The organism is Psychrobacillus sp. NPDC096623, from assembly GCF_044762655.1.
Taxonomy (GTDB): domain Bacteria; phylum Bacillota; class Bacilli; order Bacillales_A; family Planococcaceae; genus Psychrobacillus.
This window is the reverse complement of record NZ_JBIWER010000002.1, coordinates 397659-422116: the sequence shown is the minus strand read 5'-3', so window position 1 is coordinate 422116 and position 24458 is coordinate 397659. Positions and strand designations below refer to the sequence as shown.

24 protein-coding genes and 1 pseudogene are annotated in these 24458 nt (G+C 33.7%); 6 read left to right on the top strand and 19 right to left on the bottom strand.

The window, feature by feature from the left end; translation table 11 throughout:
- Nucleotides 1-381: 381 nt before the first annotated feature.
- Nucleotides 382-498 carry a YjcZ family sporulation protein gene (locus ACIQX2_RS06780; RefSeq protein WP_402847872.1) on the bottom strand — a complete coding sequence of 39 codons (117 nt, stop codon included), beginning with the start codon at nucleotides 496-498 and terminating at the stop codon, nucleotides 382-384.
- 486 nt (nucleotides 499-984) lie between these two features.
- On the opposite strand from ACIQX2_RS06780, the gene ACIQX2_RS06775 reads away from it, so the two are divergent.
- Both ACIQX2_RS06775 and ACIQX2_RS06770 read left to right on the top strand, forming a co-directional pair.
- The gene (locus ACIQX2_RS06775) at nucleotides 985-2598 is read left to right on the top strand and encodes a glycosyl hydrolase family 18 protein (protein WP_402847871.1); all 1614 of its coding nucleotides are present in this window, start codon (nucleotides 985-987) and stop codon (nucleotides 2596-2598) included.
- Between the two features lie 420 nt (nucleotides 2599-3018).
- Nucleotides 3019-3984: an aromatic acid exporter family protein gene (locus ACIQX2_RS06770; RefSeq protein ID WP_402847870.1), complete on the top strand. Its 966-nt coding sequence runs from the start codon at nucleotides 3019-3021 to the stop codon at nucleotides 3982-3984.
- Between the two features lie 252 nt (nucleotides 3985-4236).
- On the opposite strand, the gene ACIQX2_RS06765 is transcribed toward ACIQX2_RS06770, so the two are convergent.
- The 8 genes from ACIQX2_RS06765 to ACIQX2_RS06730 all read right to left on the bottom strand — a co-directional run bounded on the left by ACIQX2_RS06765 (nucleotide 4237) and on the right by ACIQX2_RS06730 (nucleotide 11619).
- A complete protein-coding gene (locus ACIQX2_RS06765) occupies nucleotides 4237-4449 on the bottom strand; it encodes a DUF3006 domain-containing protein (protein WP_402847869.1) in 213 nt (70 codons plus the stop codon).
- A 14-nt stretch (nucleotides 4450-4463) separates the two neighbouring features.
- A complete protein-coding gene (locus tag ACIQX2_RS06760) occupies nucleotides 4464-5951 on the bottom strand; it encodes an MBL fold metallo-hydrolase (RefSeq protein WP_402847868.1) in 1488 nt (495 codons plus the stop codon).
- Nucleotides 5952-6216: 265 nt separating this feature from the next.
- On the bottom strand, nucleotides 6217-6426 hold the full coding sequence (locus ACIQX2_RS06755; RefSeq protein WP_402847867.1) for a hypothetical protein: 210 nt from the start codon (nucleotides 6424-6426) through the stop codon (nucleotides 6217-6219).
- Between the two features lie 395 nt (nucleotides 6427-6821).
- Nucleotides 6822-7859, bottom strand: coding sequence for a serine hydrolase domain-containing protein (locus tag ACIQX2_RS06750; RefSeq protein ID WP_402847866.1), 1038 nt, complete (start codon nucleotides 7857-7859; stop codon nucleotides 6822-6824).
- A 357-nt stretch (nucleotides 7860-8216) separates the two neighbouring features.
- Nucleotides 8217-9056 (bottom strand): nucleotidyltransferase domain-containing protein, encoded by an 840-nt coding sequence (locus ACIQX2_RS06745; protein ID WP_402847865.1) that lies wholly within the window; start codon nucleotides 9054-9056, stop codon nucleotides 8217-8219.
- 402 nt (nucleotides 9057-9458) lie between these two features.
- Nucleotides 9459-9866 (bottom strand): GNAT family N-acetyltransferase, encoded by a 408-nt coding sequence (locus ACIQX2_RS06740; RefSeq protein WP_402847864.1) that lies wholly within the window; start codon nucleotides 9864-9866, stop codon nucleotides 9459-9461.
- Nucleotides 9867-10307: 441 nt separating this feature from the next.
- Nucleotides 10308-10922, bottom strand: coding sequence for an FMN-binding negative transcriptional regulator (locus ACIQX2_RS06735; RefSeq protein WP_402847863.1), 615 nt, complete (start codon nucleotides 10920-10922; stop codon nucleotides 10308-10310).
- 70 nt (nucleotides 10923-10992) lie between these two features.
- The gene (locus ACIQX2_RS06730) at nucleotides 10993-11619 is read right to left on the bottom strand and encodes a LysE family translocator (protein WP_402847862.1); all 627 of its coding nucleotides are present in this window, start codon (nucleotides 11617-11619) and stop codon (nucleotides 10993-10995) included.
- A 131-nt stretch (nucleotides 11620-11750) separates the two neighbouring features.
- Between ACIQX2_RS06730 and pdxR the strand changes: the two genes are divergently transcribed.
- The gene (pdxR, locus tag ACIQX2_RS06725; protein ID WP_402847861.1) at nucleotides 11751-13136 is read left to right on the top strand and encodes a MocR-like pyridoxine biosynthesis transcription factor PdxR; all 1386 of its coding nucleotides are present in this window, start codon (nucleotides 11751-11753) and stop codon (nucleotides 13134-13136) included.
- 267 nt (nucleotides 13137-13403) lie between these two features.
- Here pdxR and ACIQX2_RS06720 read toward each other — a convergent pair whose 3' ends face one another.
- Together ACIQX2_RS06720 and ACIQX2_RS06715 are read right to left on the bottom strand one after the other, a co-directional pair.
- On the bottom strand, nucleotides 13404-13850 hold the full coding sequence (locus ACIQX2_RS06720) for a GNAT family N-acetyltransferase (protein ID WP_402847860.1): 447 nt from the start codon (nucleotides 13848-13850) through the stop codon (nucleotides 13404-13406).
- A 237-nt stretch (nucleotides 13851-14087) separates the two neighbouring features.
- The gene (locus ACIQX2_RS06715; RefSeq protein ID WP_402847859.1) at nucleotides 14088-15278 is read right to left on the bottom strand and encodes a YhgE/Pip domain-containing protein; all 1191 of its coding nucleotides are present in this window, start codon (nucleotides 15276-15278) and stop codon (nucleotides 14088-14090) included.
- A gap of 167 nt (nucleotides 15279-15445) precedes the next feature.
- On the opposite strand from ACIQX2_RS06715, the gene ACIQX2_RS06710 reads away from it, so the two are divergent.
- Nucleotides 15446-16063, top strand: a complete 618-nt coding sequence (locus ACIQX2_RS06710) for a TetR/AcrR family transcriptional regulator (protein ID WP_402847858.1) — start codon at nucleotides 15446-15448, stop codon at nucleotides 16061-16063.
- Nucleotides 16064-16212: 149 nt separating this feature from the next.
- On the opposite strand, the gene ACIQX2_RS06705 is transcribed toward ACIQX2_RS06710, so the two are convergent.
- The 4 genes from ACIQX2_RS06705 to ACIQX2_RS06690 all read right to left on the bottom strand — a co-directional run bounded on the left by ACIQX2_RS06705 (nucleotide 16213) and on the right by ACIQX2_RS06690 (nucleotide 19493).
- Nucleotides 16213-16758 (bottom strand): GNAT family N-acetyltransferase, encoded by a 546-nt coding sequence (locus ACIQX2_RS06705; protein ID WP_402847857.1) that lies wholly within the window; start codon nucleotides 16756-16758, stop codon nucleotides 16213-16215.
- Between the two features lie 146 nt (nucleotides 16759-16904).
- Nucleotides 16905-17429, bottom strand: coding sequence for a GNAT family N-acetyltransferase (locus tag ACIQX2_RS06700; protein ID WP_402847856.1), 525 nt, complete (start codon nucleotides 17427-17429; stop codon nucleotides 16905-16907).
- Nucleotides 17430-18128: 699 nt separating this feature from the next.
- The gene (locus ACIQX2_RS06695) at nucleotides 18129-18509 is read right to left on the bottom strand and encodes a hypothetical protein (RefSeq protein WP_402847855.1); all 381 of its coding nucleotides are present in this window, start codon (nucleotides 18507-18509) and stop codon (nucleotides 18129-18131) included.
- A gap of 207 nt (nucleotides 18510-18716) precedes the next feature.
- The gene (locus ACIQX2_RS06690) at nucleotides 18717-19493 is read right to left on the bottom strand and encodes a hypothetical protein (protein WP_402847854.1); all 777 of its coding nucleotides are present in this window, start codon (nucleotides 19491-19493) and stop codon (nucleotides 18717-18719) included.
- Between the two features lie 189 nt (nucleotides 19494-19682).
- On the opposite strand from ACIQX2_RS06690, the pseudogene ACIQX2_RS06685 reads away from it, so the two are divergent.
- A pseudogene (locus ACIQX2_RS06685) lies at nucleotides 19683-20183 on the top strand (IS1595 family transposase); the annotation flags it as partial.
- Nucleotides 20184-20394: 211 nt separating this feature from the next.
- Complete coding sequence (locus tag ACIQX2_RS06680; protein ID WP_402847853.1) at nucleotides 20395-20724, top strand: hypothetical protein; 330 nt, start codon at nucleotides 20395-20397, stop codon at nucleotides 20722-20724.
- An 89-nt stretch (nucleotides 20725-20813) separates the two neighbouring features.
- Here ACIQX2_RS06680 and ACIQX2_RS06675 read toward each other — a convergent pair whose 3' ends face one another.
- The 4 genes from ACIQX2_RS06675 to ACIQX2_RS06660 all read right to left on the bottom strand — a co-directional run bounded on the left by ACIQX2_RS06675 (nucleotide 20814) and on the right by ACIQX2_RS06660 (nucleotide 24238).
- Nucleotides 20814-21830 carry an STAS domain-containing protein gene (locus tag ACIQX2_RS06675; protein WP_402847852.1) on the bottom strand — a complete coding sequence of 339 codons (1017 nt, stop codon included), beginning with the start codon at nucleotides 21828-21830 and terminating at the stop codon, nucleotides 20814-20816.
- A gap of 416 nt (nucleotides 21831-22246) precedes the next feature.
- A complete protein-coding gene (locus tag ACIQX2_RS06670) occupies nucleotides 22247-22963 on the bottom strand; it encodes a class I SAM-dependent methyltransferase (RefSeq protein WP_402847851.1) in 717 nt (238 codons plus the stop codon).
- 403 nt (nucleotides 22964-23366) lie between these two features.
- Complete coding sequence (locus ACIQX2_RS06665) at nucleotides 23367-23621, bottom strand: hypothetical protein (RefSeq protein WP_402847850.1); 255 nt, start codon at nucleotides 23619-23621, stop codon at nucleotides 23367-23369.
- 242 nt (nucleotides 23622-23863) lie between these two features.
- Nucleotides 23864-24238 carry a hypothetical protein gene (locus tag ACIQX2_RS06660; protein ID WP_402847849.1) on the bottom strand — a complete coding sequence of 125 codons (375 nt, stop codon included), beginning with the start codon at nucleotides 24236-24238 and terminating at the stop codon, nucleotides 23864-23866.
- Nucleotides 24239-24458: the final 220 nt, after the last annotated feature.

The following is a 24458-nucleotide window of genomic DNA, read 5'->3' as shown; positions in this document are numbered from 1 at the left end:
CAGGCTTTTTTCAATTCCTTCTATCCCCTATAAAACAAGTGAAAATTAATGTTGCGTGACCAATGTGAGACAAATTTTTACTAACCGTGTTTTTTACCGTTTAACAAGAGAATTATCCATTATATTTCTGGCTTAAAACATGTTATTTTTCCTCCCTCTTAATAACGGCATTCTAGATAAAACATTTAAATTTTCTATTAAATTTGGACAAATAAAAAAGCGACCAACTCAAATGAATGAGAAGGTCGCTTTTATAGAAGAGAAAATTCAAAAATGGAAAAGCGCCTTAAGACCTTTAGATACAGCGGACAAATTATACCACATGACTAAAAAGTCATGTTGGTAAAGCTTATACTCTCCCTTATACTAGATCATATGTGTTTAGTAACTCAAAAAGCTTGCTCCCACAATAATAAGTAGGATAAACAATACTACAATCAACACGAAGTTTGATCCGCTATTACCATATCCGCCGTTTCCACCATATCCAGACATCATATACCCCTCCTTTCATATTACTATTTATATCTTATGAAGTAATTATGGTATGAATAAGGTAATTTATCTCGTATCTATGAATTTAATAAGTGGATTATCTTGAAACTCCTACATTTAACTCTGGTAAGTTTGCGCTATTTAGTACATCTGCGAAAGGTTCATCATACTTCTTTTCGAAAAAAGAGCGAAATTTTGATTTTTACGAAAAGTAAATTTTGACAAATAAAAAAGCGATCAACTTTAAGGTCGCTTTTACTTTATTATTTATTAATTGATCTTACAAGCTACTTACTATGCCGTTTGCAACTGCGTAGCATTATCATAGCCCCTCCTGTTACGATCGAAACTTACTTACTATTACTAAGCAACCCCTCTTAAAACTTAAATTTACTAAAATACTCTTAGATACCATATTTTTATAATTGTTATTTTAAAGTAATAATAGATAATTAGAGTAGATAAAATCTATTTTAAAGGAAGAAAAATATGAAACAAAATTTAATAAAATATTTTCTAATCTCGGCTTTGTTCACTACAATTTTCGCCCCCCCAGTTAGTGCTAATGCTTCCGTAAATGACATACACATGTCTTATTTATATGGTGGCACTACTAGCTCCTCTTTAGAAAATATAGATAGAACATTAGGTGCGATAAATACAGCTTCGCCAGAATTTTATAATTTGAACGCTGACGGCAGTTTAAAATCTTTAGTTGATAAAAGGTTAATAGATGAGTTACACAAAAGAGGATTAAAGGTGGTTCCTTTTATTACTAACCACTTCGATAGAAATTTAGGTCAAATTGCTATGAAAAATAGAGAAAGCTTATCTACTCAACTAGTAGATTCTGTAGTAAAAAATGATTTAGATGGAATAGATATAGATATAGAGAATTTAAACTATACAGATAAGGAAATATTCACAGATTTTATTCGATTATTAAATGAAAAGATGCCTAATGACAAAACAATATCCATAGCGGTTGCTGCAAATCCAAATGGATGGACAGTAGGATGGCATGGTTCATATGATTATTTAAAGATTAGTGAATATAGTGATTACTTAATGGTTATGACATATGATGAAAGTTGGAAAGGTGGTCCAGTAGGTCCTGTCGCTAGTTTATCATTTGTTGAAAACTCTATTAAGTCATTATTAAATCAAGGCGTTGATCCAAAAAAAGTAGTTTTAGGCCTACCTTTTTATGGTCGAATCTGGAAAGATGACGTCAAAATAGGAGGAGACGGTGTACCTAATAGATCTGTCAATAGCATAGTTAATAAACATAAAGGAAAACTATATTTTGATCAAGTTTCCAAATCAGCTTATGCTAAATTCACTGTTAAAAGTAGTGACTCACCAACTTATATTGGAGGTAACAAGCTTACTGCGGGTAATTACACCATATGGTATGAGAATGATTTATCATTAAAATATAAATTAAGATTAGTAGAGAAATACAATTTAAGAGGAACAGGTAGTTGGGATTTAAATCAGGCTGATAACGGAATTTGGGATTATTATGCTTCTTGGGCGAATGGAGAACATAATTTTATAGACTCAGAAAATCATTGGGCTGAAAAGGATATTATGTCTCTTTATAAAAAAGGATGGATTGATGGGAAAACCGAATACACTTTCGATCCAAATGGTGACTTAACAAGGGCACAAGCTGTCGTTATCCTTATCAACGCTATCAATTTAAACGAAACAAACGAAACAACACCCAATTATTTTACTGACGTTCCTACTAACCATTGGGCAAAACGGGATATTGAGATTGCACATAAGTATAATATTGTTAATGGAACGAATCCACACACATTTAAACCAAATGCCAAAATTTCAAGAGCTCAATTAGCAGCAATAATATCGAGAATATTAGATTACCCTTTTAATAACATGAATGCATCTCCTTTTTATGATGTACAAAAAGAACATTGGGCGTATCAAGATATTTTAAAACTAAGTAGTAAAGGTATTATTAAAGGAAAAGAAGACGGAGGATTTTATCCGAGCGAGTATATTAAAAGGGCGCAAATGGCAGCAATCGTGAATCGTGCGAGCAAAGATCTAGAAAAATATCAAATCACAAAATAATCGACATTACCCTTCTCCATCTATGATTGCATGCCAAGCAGCATGATACTTAAAATATTTTAGATAAACGCCTATAAAAACCCTGTTGGATCAACGTTTAATTATGCTGATATCGACAGGGTTTTGCCTTTATTTTTTGTTCCTGTATTGACTTTTTGACCCTATGTTAGAAACAAACATGTTTCTAACATAGACATTTTTTATGAACTTTTTTCTACCTTCTTACTTTATCAATAAATTCTTTGACTTTAATTAGTGAAATGGAACTTATTCGAATACACTACAAATGTATTGATATTTATAGAAGCTGATTCCAAACAATTATGGTGTTATTATGGTACATATATGTGAATTAACTCGAATATTGTAAATCAGGTAACGTGCAAAGATTTACATTGAAAATGATAGGATGGTGTTTCCATGATTGGTATTGGCTATCGGACGATAAAGACTGCTATAGGAGCAGGGCTAGCAATTTGGATTGCGAGTTTATTGGATTTAGAATTTGCAACATTTGCAGCAATTATAGTTATTATGTGTATCGAGAAAACGAAGAAAAAGACTTTAATTACAATTAAGAATAAATTCTTTGCCTCTCTTTTATCTTTGGTTCTTGGTGCTTTGTTGTTTGAGCTATTAGGTTATTCTCCTATTATCTTTTCCTTATTTATTTTATTATTTGTTCCAATTCTCGTAAGGGTTCATATCCAAGGTGGTTTTGTCACAAGTATGGTAGTCGTATTACATGTTTATACGGTAAAGGATGCTAACTGGGCTATGTTTCTGAACGAGCTCTATATCATTTTCATCGGTATGGGAATTGCTCTTCTCGTCAATAGTTTCATGCCAAATCTCAAGAGAGATATTGAAAACTCTAAGAAGGAGATTGAACAAAAGTTTGAAATTATCCTCTTTGAATTCTCTGCTCATTTAAGGGATAGAATGCGAAACTGGGATGGGAGAGAAATACTAGAAGTAGAAGATTTGATTAATCAATCCAAAAGCATTGCTATTCAAGATGTAGAAAATCATCTGTTGCGAAAACAAAATAAAGATTATTATTATTTGGAAATGCGAGAGGATCAATTAGAGCTACTAAAACATATGATGAAAATCATTGCTATCTTCTCTTCATCCACCCAAGACGTCAAACAGAAAGAAATGTTTGCAGAGTTCTTGGAAAATTTAAGTCGAAACGTTCATTCGGGAGATACAACCGACATTACATTAAATCAGTTAGAAGAATTAAATGCCTCGATCCGCAAGATGGATTTGCCGAAGACAAGAGAAGAATTTGAAGTACAGGCGAATCTATCCTATTTGATTTTTGAAATGAAAAACTACTTAAACATTAAGAAAAAACTTTTTGCAAAAAGAAGTCGATAGTGGAATGAGCCTGTGAGAGAGGATATTCAAGTATTTCAAATTTTTCCCATGATAAACAAAGACGGTTTCCTAATTGATTTCTCAGAATTACTTAATCAGGAGACCGTTTTTATTATTGAGTCAAATGGAAAAGGTTGAATATAAAAAAAGTTTATAACAAGATTTTAAAATGTAACATAAGGGAAATGAACGGATAGAAAGACAAAAAAATGAACCTACTTTCTAGTAAGTTCATTAAAAAAGCTATTTAGCTTAATCCTCCCAAACACTATCCATAAGAGATTTTATTTCTTTTTTTCGTTTATCTGTTTCTTCTTTCCTCAATACCCATTTTCCATTCACCAATTCCACAACATCACTAACTTTCACATCTGAATTCACAATATCTTTCGAAATATCTTGTGTTTTTCCATCAATCTCAATCACAACAATATCCCCTTCAAAGCGGTCAACAATTCCTTTCATGTCTACACATCCTTTTATCTTGGTGTAAAACCTGTTTGAGCAGTTGTGGTTGTACCATTATGAGAAATAGTAATGTCACCATTTACCGTGAATCCTTCAGCTGCTCGTCCAATTCTAAATGACATGGAAGCTACACCATTTGCATTTGTTAAACTCTCATAAATAGTATCTTTTGATTTAAATGCAAGGTTCAAATGAACATTTGCTCCATTTACAGGTGCGCCATTTTGGTCTTTAACCGTAACCGTTACCGTTACTTCTTCATTTTGATTTGGACTAGCATTATCAATAGTTGCAGTAGCTTTTAAGCTACCGGGTGAACTTGATTCTGCATCTGGTTGCGTAACTGGTACAACAACTGGAGTAGCTGTTTGTGTTTTTGCTTTAGGTGTATGAGCAAAAGCATTTTTATTTACTTTCATCTCTTTACCATCTGTCTTAAAAACAATCGTTCCATCTGTATCATTACGATAGATACTTGCTTCGTGATTAGCTAGTCGATCTAATATTTCGCTTGTTGGATGACCATAGCCATTTTTCCCTACTTGAATAACTGCATACTTTGGTTGAACTGCTTGTATGAATGCTTCACTTGAGGAATGATCACTTCCATGATGACCTGTTAAAAGAACAGTGGATTGTAGTTTTTCATCTGATTGGATCAACTGTTCTTCCGTTGCTACTCCAATATCTCCTGTTAAAAGGAAAGATTGTTCTCCTAGTTGCAGTCGTACAACTGCGCTCAGTTCATTTGCATCACTATTGGTTTCTTCGATAGGAGATATCATTTTTACTTGAACCGCAGGATCCAAATCAAGATTTAGTCCAGCTTTAGCAGTTGTCACTTTCAATCCTTTATTTTGAATTGATTGTAATACAGATTCAAATGTTTTAGTATCTCTTTGAACTTTCGGCATATAGATTTTTCCAATGTCAAAAGAATTAATCACTGCATCTATCCCGCCGATATGGTCTGCGTCCGGATGTGTTCCTATTAATATATCCACTTTAGTTACATCTAATTGTTTTAAATAAGCAACCATTTCATCCTCATCATCATTATTTCCGCCATCTATAACCATAACCTTTTTATTCGGCGTAATAATGACTTGTGCTGCTCCTTGACCTACATTTACGAAATGTACTTCTAAATCTCCATTTACTGTTTCCGTTTTAGTAGTGTCACTCTTTGGAGGAACAACCACTGCATTCGTTGTTTTTTTCTCTTCTGTTTCTTCTGACGTTTCCTCTTTCATCGTTTCTTTCTTTTCTTCTACGTTTGAAGCTACTTGTTTATCGTCTGCTGGATCAGTGATAGAAGAATCACTCCCTACCATGATTGCACCAACAATAAACACTACGAAGGAAGCACCGAGAAATAATCCACTTGCCTTCCTAGAACCTAATTTTAGGAATTTCACACTTCCCTTTACAACACCAATTAGACCAACAAAAAAGCTAGCAAAAGCTAATAACATTAAAATCAATCCAAAATTACTCATTATTCTCCACCTTTTATTCTCTATCTCTCAATCTTGCATACTTAGTGTATCAAACAACTAGATTTGCTGCTGCAAAGTTTTAGTATTAGAGTTTTCTAAGTAATGAGATTTTGGTTAGGAGAGCTAAAATGGCTTTATTTAATCACTATAATTGTGTAATAGGCTTCCTTATATTTGCAAACATAAGAAGTTTCTTTAGAAGGACTCCCATTTAGGAAGTCCTCTACATGCCATAACCTTCGTTTTAAGGATTACTTTACTAATTCTAATCTCTTGTTTTGGAGTCATGGTTGTCGTCATCAACGGTATTTTCGCTCGCCTTGTTGTCCGACTCTGCGCCAGCAATAGCACCTGCAGCAGTACCAAATGGATCAAGAGCAGTAGCCATTGTATCCCCAGCAAAAGCACCTACATTAGTTCCTAGTTCTTCATCAGTATGGTTATTGGCACGTTTGCGTTTGTTAATATCAGCCATCTATTTCACTCCTTCATTTTTTATAGGTATGTGCAATTGTATTTGCAGTACTGTCCCGTCACATATTTTGTCCAATAGGGAAGTATTTATGAGGAAGTATTTATGAAGTATTTGTAAATTTTTCACCTGTATTACTCAATAATCGATATAATGATATTTTGTTTTGTTTTTTTAATAGATAAAACCGAAAAGCCCCTACTACTTGATCTTCTACAGGTGCCACTATCATTTGCTTTCTTCTTATGGATGCTTTAATTCCAAAAGGACATAAAAATTCTTCAGAATAAACCGCACAGTTATTACTGACTAAATTTTAGTTGAAAAACGACATAACTTCATTTATATGAGTTGGATTCACTAAGGCTATCAGGAAATTTCTCCCCCCTTAACGTTTTTTAAGACAAAAGAGACTTATATATTTCTCCAATAATTCCTTCGAGTTGATGAACACCCAATTCTGCATTCGTCATTATGACCGCACCTTTCCCTAAATAGGGAAACGCCACCATCAAGCATTGAAAACCCACTCCCCAACCAAGTGATGTAATTTCTAGTTCTTTTTCAGAGCCTCCAAGAAACACTCCTAATCCAGTCCAACTCTTACCTCTTTGTGGGGTTATTATTTCTCTTGCTAAACTTTCCGAAATCCCAACCTTGCTTTCTCCTTTTAAAGCATTCATTAACTCAAGTACTAATTCAGCTAAATCCAAAGAACTTGTCCATAATCCAGAAGCCGCTGGATAAGGATATATAGGATATTTCCCATCCACTAATTCACCTTTTTTGTTGTGACCACAAGAAAAATATTGTCTATCTGCTTCCAACATTGTTGTATTAAATTGGCTATTTGACATTCTTAATGGTTCAAATATTTGCTCATTCATAACTTGATGAAACGGTTTTTCGGTAAGATCTTCTATCAGTTGCTGAATGATACAAAAACCTGCATCCGAATAATGGAATTCATTTTCTGGTTCACACTTGACGTCAATAGGAGTTTTACAATAAGAAGTTTGCCCCTCTAATAATTCAACCATCGAAGGAACCTCCATTTTCGAATTCAGTTCAGGAAAACTACCTTCAGTGTCTTTAATTCCAGATTGATGACTCAGTAAGTTCCTCAATGTCACTTTATTATTTTTAGTAAAATCATTTTCTGGTACTTTCCACCTTACAAGTCTTTCGTTTACATCATCATCTAAATCAAGAAGTCCTTTCTCTACTAGCTTCATAGCAAGTATTCCTGTTAAAAACTTGCTAATTGAACACGCACTAAAAATTGAATCTTCATTTACTCTTCTATTGCTTTTCACTTGTAATAAGCCGTAATTTTCTGTTCCACTAATTTCACCGCCCTCAAGCAATGTGATACTTAACCCTGGCACATTATAATGTTTCATTCGCTCTTCAATGTTAATGTTCTTTAAATTCACAATTATCCCCCACACTAGTATTATCAGATAAATTATAACACGAATATACGTTCTATTATATCTATTTGGGGAATTAAATTTATCCTCTAGTAAACTTCGGCATCAGTTTAAGTAAAACTCTTCACAGTATTACAGTTTAATTTGTGTTAACAAACGTATAATCTTAGTTCACTCCCTCTTTTTTAACTTATATCTATTAGAGAATTTAAAGTTCAATTTGGCTTAAACTATTTCTAATTTTCATTAAAAATAAAAAAACGCCTTTAAAAGACGATTTTCGTTAAGTACTTTTTAAACTAAGGCATCCGTTAGTTATACAAATAAGGCGTACCATTATAGTACTCCTTTCAATTTATACTAATATGCTAATTCTATGATTTTTTTAATGTGGTCTTCATTTTCTTCGATATTAACTTGTTTACTCAAGTATTTATTCAGTCTAATAATTTCAGGAACCATACCAACCAAGGCTTTCATAATTTGATTAGTATTACGACCACAATCCCAGTTTTCCAGAAGAGATAACTGCGAATGATTTAATTTACTTCTTTTCCCCTCAATTTTTGACCAAACACCGTATGGGCTATCTAAGTGTTGCTCCATCTCCATATACCAACCAGAAACAACTAGCCATCGGACTCTATCTATATTAGATAAAGCATAATATATCTCTTCCCGCATAACCGCTCGGTAAGTTTCGTGTATAAAAGCAAAAAGTTTTCCTCTCCAAAAAATAACTTCTTCCGATGAGGGTTTATAAACTTCATATGCAGAATCATTTATGACATTACTAATAATGTTATTTGGGTCGTAAAGAACTTTATATCCTTTTATCCAGATAGAAGGTACAACTTCTTCAGGTGAATGATACCAACTATCTACTTTTATAAAGGAATCATAATGGGTAACTACAACGGGTGAAGAAGGATTAAAGTCTTCGTAAAACAATACTTCTCCCCATCTTTTTGCTCTATTGCGTTTGTTTTTAATGTAATCTGCTTTCTTTTTAGGAGTAACAATAATATGTAAATCAATATCTGAGTAATTGTCAAAGTTCCCTCTAGCCAATGAACCTGCCAGATAAATAGCCAAAACATTAGAATCTGATGTTAAATCTTTTAATACATTTTCCAATAGATTATCACGATGTTTTGGTAATAGTAAATCTCTTTCTAAATGTCTACTTTCAAATCCCATACAAACTAACCAACTCCTCTTCTTCTTTAGAATATTCTATATAAATTGAAAAAAATCCTTCTTCAACTAACCTGCTGCTTTAGTTCCTTATGAAAAAAGGCTTTACTCCTTCTTGAAGTAAAGCACCCGTTAGTTGAATATCGCTTAATGTTTCACTGGACCATAAAATGGGTTTTTATTAATGCTCTCGTAATATTCACTTCTAAAATAAACTGCGGCATTACTTCAATTAGAAAAAGCTGCCCAAACAGGCAGCCACTTGTTCAACTAAACACCCGTTATATTTGTATTTATCTTTAAAATCTTGAAATACAAACTAGTTGCTTTAGTTCAATAAGAAAAAAGTCTTTACTACTTCTTGAAGTAAAGCACCCGTTTGTTAAACAAGAAATCAAATTAAATTTATCTATTTATATTTTTTGACATTCCAATGGTGAATTTCTTGAACCCGAAAGTTTCATAATATGGTTCCAAACTTTCCACGCACAATAATTGAGGAACTACCCGATTTTGCTCACAATGTTGAATTATTCGATTCATCATTTCTTTGCCGATTCCTTCTGACTGATAACTTGGTAGAACACACAATCCACAAATTACACCAGTAATTACACCATCTGATATAACACGTCCCATACCCACTAATTGTTTTTCATCAAATACGTAAATCGCATACCAACTTTGATTGCACATTCTCTCCAAATCATTAATTGTTAAGTCAAGTGAATTCCATCCTAAAGATTCATATAAGGTTAGTAATTGCTCAAAGTTATTAGGGGGTTCTATCGTAAAGTTTATAGAATTTCTCAAATAATTACCTCCTGATTTTTGTCTATTATAGTCAACACATAACTTATAATTTCTTTCTTATTGCTTCAACTTGCTTTTGTACTGATGTTCTTAATCAAACCACTCCTCATGAGAATAGTTTTTAGCTATAATTCCCCATATAGCAAATGCTTCTACATCTTTTCAAAAACTCCTGCTTATTGAACGAAACTGCCACTTTAGTTCTATAAGAAAAAAGAACTGTCTAAACAGCTCAACGAATTTCATTAGAGCACCCGTTACTTTAATAAATAAGAGTTGTTTTCAACTCAGAATTCACGACCTTCGCTAAGTTGAATAATTCCTTCTTCAACTAAACTGCTGGGTTAGTTCAATAAGAAAAAGCTACCTCTCAAGGTAGCCGCTTGTTCTGTTAAAGCACCGGGTAGTTTAAGTGAATCCTTCACAAACCTCTCAATTTACCTAATTTTTGATTTTTTTCATTACTTCAGCCAATTGATGGGAATTTAGATTTTCTTCTTCTTGTAATTTTTCAATGATGTTTTGGTAATCCTCTTCATTTCGATTCTGACTTAATTTATACGCTGCTTGGACTTCTTCTACTTTTATTTTAAAGCCAACAATCCCTTTTATTTCACTTTCTAATAGCTCAGGCGACAATTTACCCCATAAAACTGGGTTATCACGTTGTTTCTCATACTTTTCTAGCAACGTTATCAGATCTTGTTTCAACTCTTCTTCCCCTAATATACTTGCTTGACCATATACATGTACTGCCTGGTAATTCCATGTCGGTACATTTTCATGGCCATACCAGGATGATGAAATATAACTATGTGATCCTTGATAGATGACTAGAACATCCTCGCATGATTGGAATGTTCTCCATTGAGGATTTCCATATGCCATATGTCCAGTTATATAATAATCCTCTCCCTGTTTATGAAGCTGTAATGGCAGATGAGAAGCAATGGGTTTCCCCTTTTTTGTTGTGACCAGTGTTGCAAAAGAGTTCTCCTGCATAAACTCCAGAATTTCATTGATATTGGTGACTTTAAAGAATTTTGGAATATACATAAAGCCTTCTCCTTTCTATATTAAAATGATTCATCGAAACTTTGGGGGAATCCTCGAAATCTAAAAAAGATTATTGTCCTAGGAGTAATACTTGCATGCTTAGTCCGATATAAAGCAGACCCAACACTTTATTACTCCATCTGTTCATACCAGCCCCACGCACGATCTGTTGTTTAACTTTCCCGGTAAAGATGGACAAGATAGTTGTATAAATTACAGTTAATACAACAAAAATTACACCTAAAATTAAAAATTGAATTACGATCGTGCCTCTCTCAACATCTACAAATTGTGGAAATAAAGCTATAAAGAAAAGTGCTGTTTTCGGATTCAAGGCTTCTACTAATATTCCATGCCTATAGACGTTAAGTAATGACTCCTGTACAACTTCAGGCATTCTTAGGGATGACGATTTTGCAAATAATGCCCTAATGCCCATATACAACAAATACGCTGCCCCAGCGATTTTTACGATATTAAAGGCAACCGTAGATGTCATAAGAATGGCTGAAAATCCAATAGCTGCTAATAACACATGAATGAAATCACCTGTTGCAATGCCTAGACCTGTTATAATACCTGTTTTGGTTCCCTCATGAGCCGATCGAGTTATCATTAACAATACAGCAGGACCTGGGATCAAAAACAAACCAAAGACAACCATAATAAATGCACTATACTCAGCAATATTGAGCATCGAAGCCCCCCTAATGTTTATCTGATTATTTTTAAATCTTGTGGATATCGGTTAGTCAACATAGTAATATAATAATTGACATATAAAAAGGTACAATTTAAATAAAACAGACATGTCAGAGGCGATTTATAATGAAAAATATCATTTTTGCTTTAGACGATCACTCTTCTAAATACAAACAGATATATGAACGATTTAAATTATTAATTGAGCATGGGGACCTACCAGAAAACGAGCAATTACCTTCCATACGTCAACTTGCTGATTCCCTGCAAGTCAGTCGCAATACGACATTAATGGCTTATGAACAGCTTGTGGCAGAAGGCTATATACGGGGAGAAGGAAGAAAAGGCTACTTTGTTAATGAATTAGAGCCACATTTATTTCAGGAGGAAGACATTTCTATTCCTAGCAAGCAAACTGAGCGGGTGACAACATTTTTTGTTGATTTTAAAGCAGGGGCTGTAGATCAAGCAAATTTTCCTCTAAAAGCGTGGAGAAGAATTACTAATTCAGTACTGACCTTACAGGAGAGTTTTCTATACGGGGATCCTTTTGGTGAAATGTGTTTGCGTAACCAAATTGCTGTCTATTTACTCCAATCTCGCGGGGTAAAGACAGAGCCAAATGCAATTATCATTGGGAGCAGCACACAGCAAATGTTAATAAATCTTGGACAAATCCTAAAGGATGATTTCCCAAGCGTAATCTTGGAAGACCCAGGGTATGATGGAGCAAAAGAGGTATTTCTATTCCATCGTTTTACACTTGAAACTTTACCAGTTGATGAAACAGGTGCTGAGTTTTCACAATTAGAAAATATGATGTCGCACTTAATTTATGTGACACCATCCCATCAAAGTCCACTAGGAGTAAGTATGTCCATCCAGCAAAGGCAACTGCTTATCATTTGGGCAAACAACAAAAATGCATTTATTATCGTCGAAGATGATTATGATAGTGAATTTCGCTATACCCAACAACCCTTTCCAGCACTTGCTTCCATTGATTCAACGAGAGTCATTTACCTAGGGAATTTCTCAAAGTCCTTTCTTCCAGGAATCCGCCTAAGTTACATGGTGCTTCCACAGTTACTATTAAATCGTTATAAAAATCAATTTCTTCATTTCGAGAGCACCACTTCCCTCCTTAGCCAGCTTACAATGGCTAAATTTATGGAAGAGGGAGAATGGAATCGCCATATCAAACGAATGCGACTTGTGTATAAGCGAAAAATGCAGTGCTTAGTTTCAGAATTAAAAATACACTTCAAACAATGTATTTCCATTATTGGGGAACAGTCTGGCTTGTACGTTTTAGTTAAGGTACATCTAAATCGTTCAGAAGAATGGTTAATCGAGCGTGCTTCCATTTATGGAGTTAAAGTGTATCCTACCTCCATCTATTTCATAGAAAATCATTCAGCCGAAGCAATTATTAAACTTGGATTCAGTAATCTAACCTTTGATGAAATTCAAGAAGGAGTGAAGCTTTTAAAAGAGGCTTGGGGAGGCTAATACAATTACTATATGCCTTTACTGTAAAAGTTTTGGACAGCACATTAACAATTTCTATTACATCACCTAAATATCATAAAAATAAAAAGCATTCAACATATTGAATGCTTTTTATTTTTCTTATTCAACTAACCTGCGCCGTTAGTTTAAGTGTAACATTTCACAATGGATTTTTTAGATCTACTTATGTTTTGGATAAAAAATAGACCACCGAAATGATGGTCTTGTTTAACTAAAGCACCCGTTAGTGGAAGAAGTAATTAGAAATTATTCAGCTAAATCTAATTCATAATGATAATATTGGGAATCTCTTTTGTATCCATTTTTTTCATATAATCTTTGTGCAGAATTATTATCTGGTGCTGTACTAAGACTAAGGCTTTTAGCACCTGTTTCAATTGCATATTCTTTAGCTTTGTGTAAGAGAATTTCTCCTACTCCTTGTTTTCTCACATTTGTATCAACATATAAGTCATTCAATACCCAAGCTCTTTTCATAGATATAGACGAAAATGTTGGATAAAGTTGAGTAAAGCCGAAATAGTTTTGTTTGTCTTTAACAACAAAAATAACTGACTCCTTGCTTTCTATACGTTCTTTTATGTAATTCTTAGCACCTTCTAAATCGGATTCTTGTTGATAAAACATACGATACAAATTAAATAAATTTGATACTCCTTCTAAATCTTCAATTGTAGCTTGAAATATTTTCATAAGTTCTCTCACCTCACGAACAATTTTACACTAAATTTGAAACTTTCTATATTAAACTAACCTGCTTCGTTAGTTCAATAAGAAAAAGAGTTACCTATGGCAACCCTATGATTTTTTACTAAAGCATCCGTTAGTTTAAGTGCACTTTTTCACATACTCATTAATAAGAGTCGTTTTCTATAAGAAAAACGACTATATGGGATAAATTTTTTCAACTTTGAATGAAGGCAATAACTATTAAGCTATATCGGTATCCAATGTTTCTTTCTTAACTTTATTATGCTTTAAAGCAGAAGTAAGTATGACAATCATGCTAACCAATCCAATCCCAAAAAGTACTGAAATTGGAGTGTTCCAGGTTAACCCTTCACCAAAGAAGAATAATTCTCGAAGACCTTCTATCATAAATCGCATTGGTAACCATGAGTAAATCCAATTTCTATAAAATGGAGACATCATTTCAGGTGCTAATGCTAGTAAAGGTGCGCCAAAGAAAAGCAATAAGGCAAAGACTGAAATACCCTTAATCCCAACTATCGAAAGTACAGCTAAAATCATTAGGATAAAGCTAAATGAGGTAATTGATAAAAAAAGGGCTGTATCAAGGAAATCCGGAATATTTATTCCTACCATTCCCTCTACTATCCAGGTAAATCCGAACCCAATTACTAGTGCTATAATAGCACTCATTACAATTTGCCCTACCTTTGTGAAAAGACTTTCTTTTCGAGTGCTAATTGGCAATTTACTAATAGCAATAAAGAGAATCGCTGAACTAGCCAAACTTGCCATCCATAATGGTTGGAATAATGAAATAGGCGAATTTCCGTTAGCACTATTGGTTCCGATATCATTCACATTTGTGACGTTTTTAACAATTGGAACTGCAAGACTTGCCGCCTGTTTTGCTGTTAAAGTTGCTCCCTGTTTTTCAAAATTATCAAGCAGTTGTGTTCGAACATAATTATTCATGTTATCGACTACTCCGTTTAAAACCTGTCCTGCCATCGTAGAGGCAGCCGTATTCATTCCCTGATTGATAAATATTTTTAATTCCGGTGAAGAAGGTGCTGGCGTACGTAAGGATGCTTGCTTCGCACTAAAGTCTTTCGGAATGACCAATGCTGCATAATATTTTTGATTATCCATTCCTTTTTGTGCATCTTCTGCTGTTTTTACTTTAATCCATTTCACAGCAGTGTCTTCATCTGTTTTTGCTTTTGGATTTTTTTGTATCATTTCTACAATTGTTTGACCAATATTTATTTTTGGTTGATTAGGAATTTCCATTCCCTCATCCTCATTTACGATTGCAATTGGCAGATTTTTCGGTTGAGGTTGGACCGATGGAAATAATGTTAGTGAAAAAATAAAAATGACTGCAAATGAAATGATTGGTGAAACTAATAACAATTTGTTTTTAATCATTTATTTTACCCTCCCTATTTTTTTGCTATAATAATAAACAACCTGTTGTTTATTGCATTTAAAATTTTATAATTGTTTCCTTTTCTTTTCAATAATCAAAAAGCACAGATGTGTTGGGTAAGGAACACCTTTTATAAATGTGTCGGATAAATTAAGGAGGAAGTAGCTTGCGTGATAGTAATACGGATTTACGTGTCATTCGGACAAAAGAATCCATCCGAGATGCACTAGTAGAATTAATCGATGAAAAAGGTTTCGAGGCAATTACGGTTAAAGACATAACAACTAGAGCAAAAATAAATAGAGGTACATTTTATGCACACTTTCAAGACAAATATGATTTAATGACTCAATGTGAAGAAGAAATTATGCTTGAAATGTCCAAAATTGCAAAACAGAACCTTCCAAGTATAGTTGCCGAACTTGAAACTTATTTACCAACTTCAGAACCCTTTTCTCTTGCAGTTTCAATATTTGAGTATCTTAAAAAAAATAGTGGTTTTATGAAAGCTGTTTTAGGTCCTAAAGGAGATTTATCATTCCAAACAAGGCTGAAAGATTTTATTTCGAAAACAATATTTGGAAATGATGTAAACGCAATGATCAAAAAGGAAAATTTACTTGTTCCAGGACAATATTTAATTTCTTATATTGCGTCTGCACATATAGGGGTAATTCAACAATGGTTGAATAGTGGAATGAAAGAATCTCCTAAAGAAATGGCTCGTATTCTATCGACCATTACAGTTAATGGTCCTTTCTTTGCTCTTGGGTTAAAAAAATAAAAGAAAAGGGACAGTACCTAAAAAAACAGTACAGTCCCTTTATTTTTATTATTATGCTTCTACAACTAACCTGCCGCGTTAGTTCAATAAGTAAAAATGCGTTCCTCTTCTTGAAGTAAAGCACCCGTTAGTTGAATAAACTTATTTCATCATTTTTTTGCAAGTGTGTAATGATAATGTAGTTGATCATCAATCTCAACATTCCCTCTAAGGTGAAAACCACATTTTGCTATTACTTTATTTGAAGCTACATTTCGTGGAAGAACCACAGCATTCAACTGTTCAACATCAGTGTTTTTAAATAGGTAATTTACTAATCCTTTTACTGCTTGTGTTGTGTACCCCTTATTTCTATAATGCTTAGAAATAGAGTAAGCTACTTCTCGATTTGGTCCACTTAATTCCTCTTTAATACCCGTATTACAGAAACCAATAAATTCATCAGATTCTTTTAAAATAATTCCCAACTTCAGCCACCTTTTGCCTATGCTTGGGACTTTAGCTAAAAACTCTTTATTATCCGGTATCTCATAGTTTGTAACCCAATCTAATCTTTGTTCTCTAGTTGAACGCCAATCTGGTAAAAACTCATAAACTTCGGGTTGTGAAGTCAGTTCATAAATAGCATCTACATCTTCTATTCTAAACTCTCTTAATAGTATTTCACCGCAGTCTATTGTAAATAAATCGTTCATATCCAATTCCCTCCAATGTAATAACATTCTTTGCTAGGTTGAATAATTCCTTCTTCAACTAAACTGCCCCGTTAGTTCAATAAGAAAAAGAGCTGTTTGAACAGCTCAACGATTTTTACTAAAGCACCCGTTAGTTGAAGTAAAAACTAATATATTTTTCTAATATCTTCCCAACCATAAACAATTTCGGTAAGTTTTTTCTCTGAAATCTCAACTTCAACAGTATCTATTTTTTTACCACCAAGTGATTCATAAAATAGACGAGAAATATTATCTTTCAAGACAAGAACAAGCATAGAGTTTAATCCCAATTCTGTAATCTCTTCAATGATTGGTTTAACAAGTGCTTTTCCAATACCATTGCCTTGATACTCTTTTAAAATGTATATTGCATATAACTCACCTTCGAACCCATGGTAATTCCCGCTTCTTTCTAATCCACCAGAAGAAAAACCAACAATTTCCCCTTCCTTGTTCTCTGCTACATATACCCCTCCATTAGGAATATTGTTTTCCCATAGCCTTTCTCTGCTTTCGTATGTTAAATTATTCAAATATTGGTCTGAAACTATATTCTTATACGTAGTTTTCCAAGAATCAACGTGTACTTTAGCTATTCCTTTTGCGTCTGATAAAACGGCTTTTCTAATGTTCATATCCCCATTGTCCATTAATTCCTCTCCCCATCTTTGCTGTAAATATTAACATAATATTCCGATTTCTTCTTCAACTAACCTGCCCCGTTAGTTTAAGTGTAACATTTCACAATGGATGTCTAAGATCTACTTGAAGTTTTGGATAAAAAAATAGACCATCTAAATGACGGTCTTGTTAAACTAAAGCACCCGTTAGTTGTAGATTCGAAAGCCTAAATACTTGCTCTACTAATAGCAAAAGTAAATCATTGTTCACCTAACCCCAAAATCTCACTTACGATCATTACGGTCGACTAGAAGACAGCCAGATATTTCTGGTTGACCTTTTTTTATATCGATATATGATTGCGGTAGCCGGGGTAGAACGTAAGCACCCGTGGGGCTACTGATCCCGTCAACTAAACAGTTCGCCCCTTACTTGTAGAAACATGATTGAGGCTTAAATATTGATTTAGTAATCCAAGTATTATCATAGGAAACAGGTCGTTATCATCAAGATTGGCCATTATCATACACCAGTTGCCCAATTTTTCGAAGAGAGAGGATATTTATTAATCAGGAATAGGAATTACTTACTTTGATCTACTTGTAAAATGTCGATAATTTTCCAATAGAAAAAAGGACCCAACTGGTCCTTTTCGTAGAATTTTTATTAAACTAAAGTGTTCCGTTGGTATAACAAATTATTGCAGAAGTGAAAGTTCAAAATATGGTTTACATGCCGATAAACATGTTTCTACTGAAGGGACCCCAGTTTTCTCCCCTATACCCTGATCCTCCCTCTAAGTTAACAAAACACGGGAGCACCGTATGCATGACACCCGACATTGCATTAACCATAAATGTCATTACAAATCTCATATTTGAATTGTCGGCAAGTGTGATCATTGCCATATCAGGACGTATTGCGTTTGATGCCGTAAGTGCAGAGCCCATTCCCACGGTGGCAATACCAGCTGGACGCTCCATATTACTTCTAATCCAGTAATTGGAAACATTCATTGCTGATGCTAAATCAGTCCGCTGATCATACTGAATCAAAATTTGGTTTGGAGCAATTTGTCTAACCTCCAGAAGTATGGGATGAGTTATCATCTGGCGGTCGCTTTGATTGGTTAGCATTTTATTTTCACCTCACAATAATATGCAATAGTTAATTGACTATATATTGTATGGTATTTGACTTGATGATGTACACAGGGATCAGTTCGACGTTTACGTAACTAGTCTGCCCCTTTAGTTGAACAAGAAAAAGGTGATCCCCTTCTTAAAGTAAAGCACCCGTTAGTAGAAGAAGAAACTTTAACTTTCCCGCCTACATTGTATTCTGCTTTCTCTATCAGAAATACCTTTTTGTATAGTAACTTTATTTATTTTAACACCATTTTCTGGAGTATCAGTCAACGTGATATGGATTCTATCAAAGAGAACGCCACCATGATGTGCACTATAATTTAACGCACTTGCATGAATGATATGTCTTCTTGTATCGAAATTTATTCTTTCAACTTTATCTATTTTTGGACACATGATAAAGTCTGAGTAAGCTTTGTCGAGATGGGAAAAATATCTGGTATATAAAGTTTCTTCAAGCAACTCATCTTTTGGTGCCCCAACACTTTCATATTTCCATCCAACTAAGAGCCAATCATAAAGTTCTAGTGAGTTCAATCGAATTTTTTTATTATTACGGGTATATATAACCTCACCATCTGCAATCATGCATGTTTTTACTTGGTTTTCAAACACGCAATTATATGCAGGTTCAATAACCGCAACGTCCCCATTTTTCAATTTTATTTTCATCATGGAGACTATGGAAGTTTTATTTAACTCTAACTCAATTGCTTCTTCTGATGGACTTGATGTGTTTATCCAGTTAACAACCTTATTGATGATTACTTCCTCATATCCATTATTTTCCTCAAATGAATGAGTTTCCCCGTTTAAACGGTTTACTTGAATATATGAAACATCCTCTGCTTCTAATTTTGGTTGAATATTCGCCTTTACTAATAACATTTGCATCGGGTAAAATAATCCAACAATCCCCATGACTAGTATGACTAACTTTCTCAAGAATTGTCGCCACCTCTAAAGAATTTTGTAGGTATCTTCCCCTTATATTAAAAATAAATACTTAAAGAACTAATATACAAATCAATCAGATCCCGATACAAAAAAGAACATCATTCAACCGCTTTTCTTGTTTAACTAAACTGCGGCGTTAGTTCAACAAGAAAAAGCTACCCTTAAAGGCAGCCATTAACAGGGCGTAAAGCTCGCAAGCGTGGCGGTTCTTCTCAATTTCGTGGCATCAGCAAGGAACAGGTCTGCGTTTTGGTCGCAAGAGACCGTCAAAAACTGACTTATTCCAAAGTGATTGGACAAGGACGTATTGTAAAATCTTGTTTAGAGAAAGCAATCGGCTCCAAGCTATCCAAATCGAATACCTTATGTACGGACGCTTGGCGGGCTTTCAAAATCTATGCAAAAGATAAAGGACTAGAGCATTATCCGTTCAAATCAGATCGGAAGGAAAGAGTAAAAGGGCTGTACCATATTTAAAATGTTAATAACTATCATAGCTGTCTGAAAGGTTGGATGGACCGTTTTAAGGGTTTGGCAACGAAATACCTCGACCACTATTTGAGTTGGTTTCAATTCCTGGATGTAATCAGATTCCGTAATGATTCTACAACGGTAAGCAAAATGGTGATTGATAGTTGTTTATTATCAACTAATGCTAGTTATGAGAGATTAAGATGATCGGCATTTAAGTTATAGTGGTGCCCTTTTTCTTGAACATACGATGTGTTTAGTTAAACAATATATGATAATACAACAAAAAAGTCTCATTTTATGGAGGGAAATATGGGTTTAGAACACGAATTTTACCTTGTTTCTTAAACAATTGAAATAAATGAAATTTGGACACTCAGAGAAAACAACAGGGTGATTGATAATGTTGTAATTCACGATGATATTGTCCAATACATTTCAAGGGAATCCAGATGGTCAAGGCATTAATTATTATGGAGTCACTCTTTTTGATGAACAATCTTCCAAATCATCAAAAGGTATTTTTACATCTTGGAGAGATTTATTTGAGAATGCACTAAATATCTTTGAAATAAAAGGAAATTTTATTTATGGGGATAACGAACAAGATGGAGTATACGAAAGAATTAATATCAATCGTGATGAAGTGGTTAATCAACTTAGAAGGATAATTTCTATGTCAGAGCAAAAGGCAATTGTTATCTTTACCATTTGGGCATATAAAATGATTTACAATACTATTCAATAAGATAAATCAGTGACCCAATCTAAGGTCCTTGATTTATCTTCCATTATCAACAGTATTATTTAACAGAGCCTTTTTTTAGAACCTACCTTTTATTTTTCCTTTGCGACTAATTCAAAACCATTTAATCCAATTGCAAACTCTACTCCTTGTTGGAGGGTTGAAAAAGTGCGAACTGTACTTATATTGAGGTTCAAAATGGAAATTTCGATGGCGAGCTTTGAAGAAATTCCTACTATGAAACACTCAGCTCCTAGCAAACGAATAGATTCAATTAATTTTCGAATGCCAAATATAGTAAAGTCATCAACACTAGTAATACCAGTTAAATCAATTAGTAAGTAATTTGCCTTTTGACGAGATATTTCAATTAAAGCGTTTTCAACCAAATCTGAAAGTCGTTCTTGGCTAAACTTTCCAATTAATGGTATAACAAGAATTCCTTTTAAAACAGGTATAATAGGAGAAGATAACTCCTTAACCAATAAGGATAACTCTTCGGTGCGGTCTTTTACCTTTTCCTCTAATTCCTTAATACTTTGTTGTTCCTTTTTCCTCGCTAAGTCGTGAATATTTTTTGTTGGAGTAATGTTAGAAGGGAATACCTCAATTTCATTAAATTCTTCACCTTCCGCTTGACTCTTATTAATCTTATACCACATATCTTGTTGAAATAGTCCTCCAAAGACGCCTGCCCAATGACTTGGTAATAAAACTCCCGTGTTTTCTTTATTGGAATTTTTAAAGATTCTATCTTCCCAGCTATTTTTTAATTGAATAACTGCTCTTTTTTCCTCAAATGAGTAATAAGTAATCTTAAAGTTTCCCCAACCAGCAGTTTTATAAATATCACTGTATTCGGTAAAAAGTTGTTCAATGTCTTGACGTTCTTGGTAATATGAACTTACTAAATGTCCCATCCGATAAAAGGTTGCCTCATATACAGTCTTGGACACGTCAGTTCCGGAAACCTCTTCAATTGTATTTAAAAACAATTCTATTGCAGAGTCCCATAATAAGAGTGCAGGTGCACCGTCAAAAGTAAATAACCCTTTTTCTTCATTCCAGATAATTTCATTTTTGTTTACTTGGACCTTTAAATTAGTCATTAATTTCACCTATATATTTTGAATTATCTTTATTTTATATGAAAAACAAAAAATTTTCTACTTTCTTAGCTGTCTTTAAGGCAGCTTTTTCTTTACGCAACTAATGGGTGCTTAGTTGAAGAAGATGCCTGCAAGAAGAACTCATAAATGGGTTCTTTTCTTTTGATGAAATATCAACATTAACGTTTAACAGAGCCATTAAAAAAACGTTTTCCTTTATTAAACTAAACTGCCCCGTTAGTTTAAGTGTAACATTTCACATTGCATATCTGGAATCAACTTAATATTTTGGACATAAAAATAGACCATCGAAAAGATGGCCAGATTTTGCTAAAGCACCCGTTAGTTTAAGTACAATACTTCACAATCTTTTTACGCCTATATCAACTTAATTCCTGAAAAATCAAGAAAATTATTTATTTTATACTGTGAAAAATAAAAGATTTTGTCTTTGATGTTGCTTGTTTAAACTCCCAATCTCCATAAACTTGAATCTGTGAAAAACCTTCTTTTTTTAATGCTTCATAGATTGATTCCTGTGTTCTAAATTTTAATTGCATTCTTTCATGAATAACTACTTCCCCCGTACGTGCTTTTTTTACCGTTTCATAAAACGTAAAAACATTGTCTATTAATCCCTCATATTGCGTCCAAATTTCAAGTGGTTCACCGTTCACCAAATCTGTTGCAACATCCGGTGCCGTGTCCTTTTCCCACTGTTCCCATGCCTTTGCTAATGGATTACGTGTATCAAAAATAAAGTGTCCACCGGGTTTTAATGCCCGATACGCATCAGCAATGACATTTCCCCAACTTTCCTCTGTAAGAAACACTTGTGCAACATTCGCTGTCATAATGATAGCTTCAAACGCATTTGTTTGTAAATTTGTACTATCACCAACAATCCATATCACTTCTCCTGGATACTCTTTACTTTTCGCATATTCAATCGCTTCTTCGTTCGGGTCAATAGCTGTAATCTGATAGTCTGCTTTCGCAAAATGAGTTGTCAATCTCCCTGTCCCACAGCCTAAATCAGCTATAGTTTTTACATTAATCTTCTTCAATAGTGCTAAAAAAAACTCATCGTCTTTGCCCCAGCCATTAACTTGGTCATACACTAGTGGAATCATTTATTTGCCTACTTCCTAAATCATACTTGTTTGTTCCCAACATAAGTCATTCTTTCGTTCCCAGACCATGTTGTAAAACCTATACGAACTAACTATTGCTTTAAAAGAAAAACTATATCTACTTTTCAATCACCTTTGTTACCTGTTTCATATTAATCAATCCTTCCTAAATAAAATTACTCTCATTATATCTTAATTTTCTAAAATAATAATCTATTAGTGATATGTAGAACAAAAATGTGCCCCAGTCGTCTTTTGGTAACATTTCTTTACTTAGCGTTGTAAATCTGACGATAGTCCTTGTTGCACTATACTGCTTCGTTACTTCAATAAGAAAAATGCTTTACCCTTCTTGAAGTAAAGCACCCGTTAGTTACAAAAGTACTACATACTGAGTTCATTATTACAAATCAAAAAAATGAAAAGAACCTAAAATACAGACAAAAGCCATTATCCATAAAGTCAAATATGTAGGTTTCTTTAGTTTTCTATCTAATGTTGGTATAGATTGAATAACTTTTATAACTACCGCTGCAAAGAGAGCTACCATTAATGCACCTATTAAAGTAGGAATGTCGATTAGATATTCATCGATTAGTCTAAACAGAATAACCGCAAACGCTACTGAAACACCAGAAAGAAAATGCTTTAAATTCATTTAAATCTCCCTTTCTCATTACAATTCCCTCTAACTAACCTAATTGAATAATTCCCCATAACAAGTACTTCTACTTCTTTTCAAAAAAACCTGCTTCTTCAACTAAACTGCCCCGTTAGTTTAAGTGTAACATTTCACAATGCATATCTGAGATCAACTTAATGTTATAGACATAAAAATAGACCATCGAAATGATGGCCATGTTTTGCTAAAGCACCCGTTAGCTTAATAAGAACTTGTAGTTACCCAGTAAAATGTTCTTTAAAAATTTGTTGAAAATAAGGCTTAAACTCAATTTCAATCATTTGTTGAGAGTCCTCATTAACAACTGTTAATAGCACACTTGAACGGTCTTTCTTATCTGCTGTAATTTCAAATTTAACAACCCGTTTTAGTTCCAAAAGTGATATTAATCTATTTGAAGAACGCTGAGTTGCTTGTACTTTCACTTCACCATAAGAGGGAGAAAGTGTAACAATAAAGTCTTCTTCTCCATTAGAAAATCGGTATGTTGCTTGATTGTAATAAAATGGCAAGTCTTTTGAATTGCTATCTAATAACATTGGTTCACATTCAAATAATGAAAGAAAATCGTTTTCTTCTGGAAATATAGTCATTTTCTCCTCACCTTTTTTATCTCTAATTTAACAATTCCTTCTTGAAGTAAAGCACCCGTTAGTTTAAGTGCATTATTTCACAAAGATTTTATTTGTAATTGAAAAGTAGTCTTCCGCTTCAAGAATCTCTCTTCCAACTATTCCGAGCCAACCAAATTATCTTTAGTTCAATATGAATATTTATCAATTAAATTAATGAAACTTTTAGAAATAATGGAAC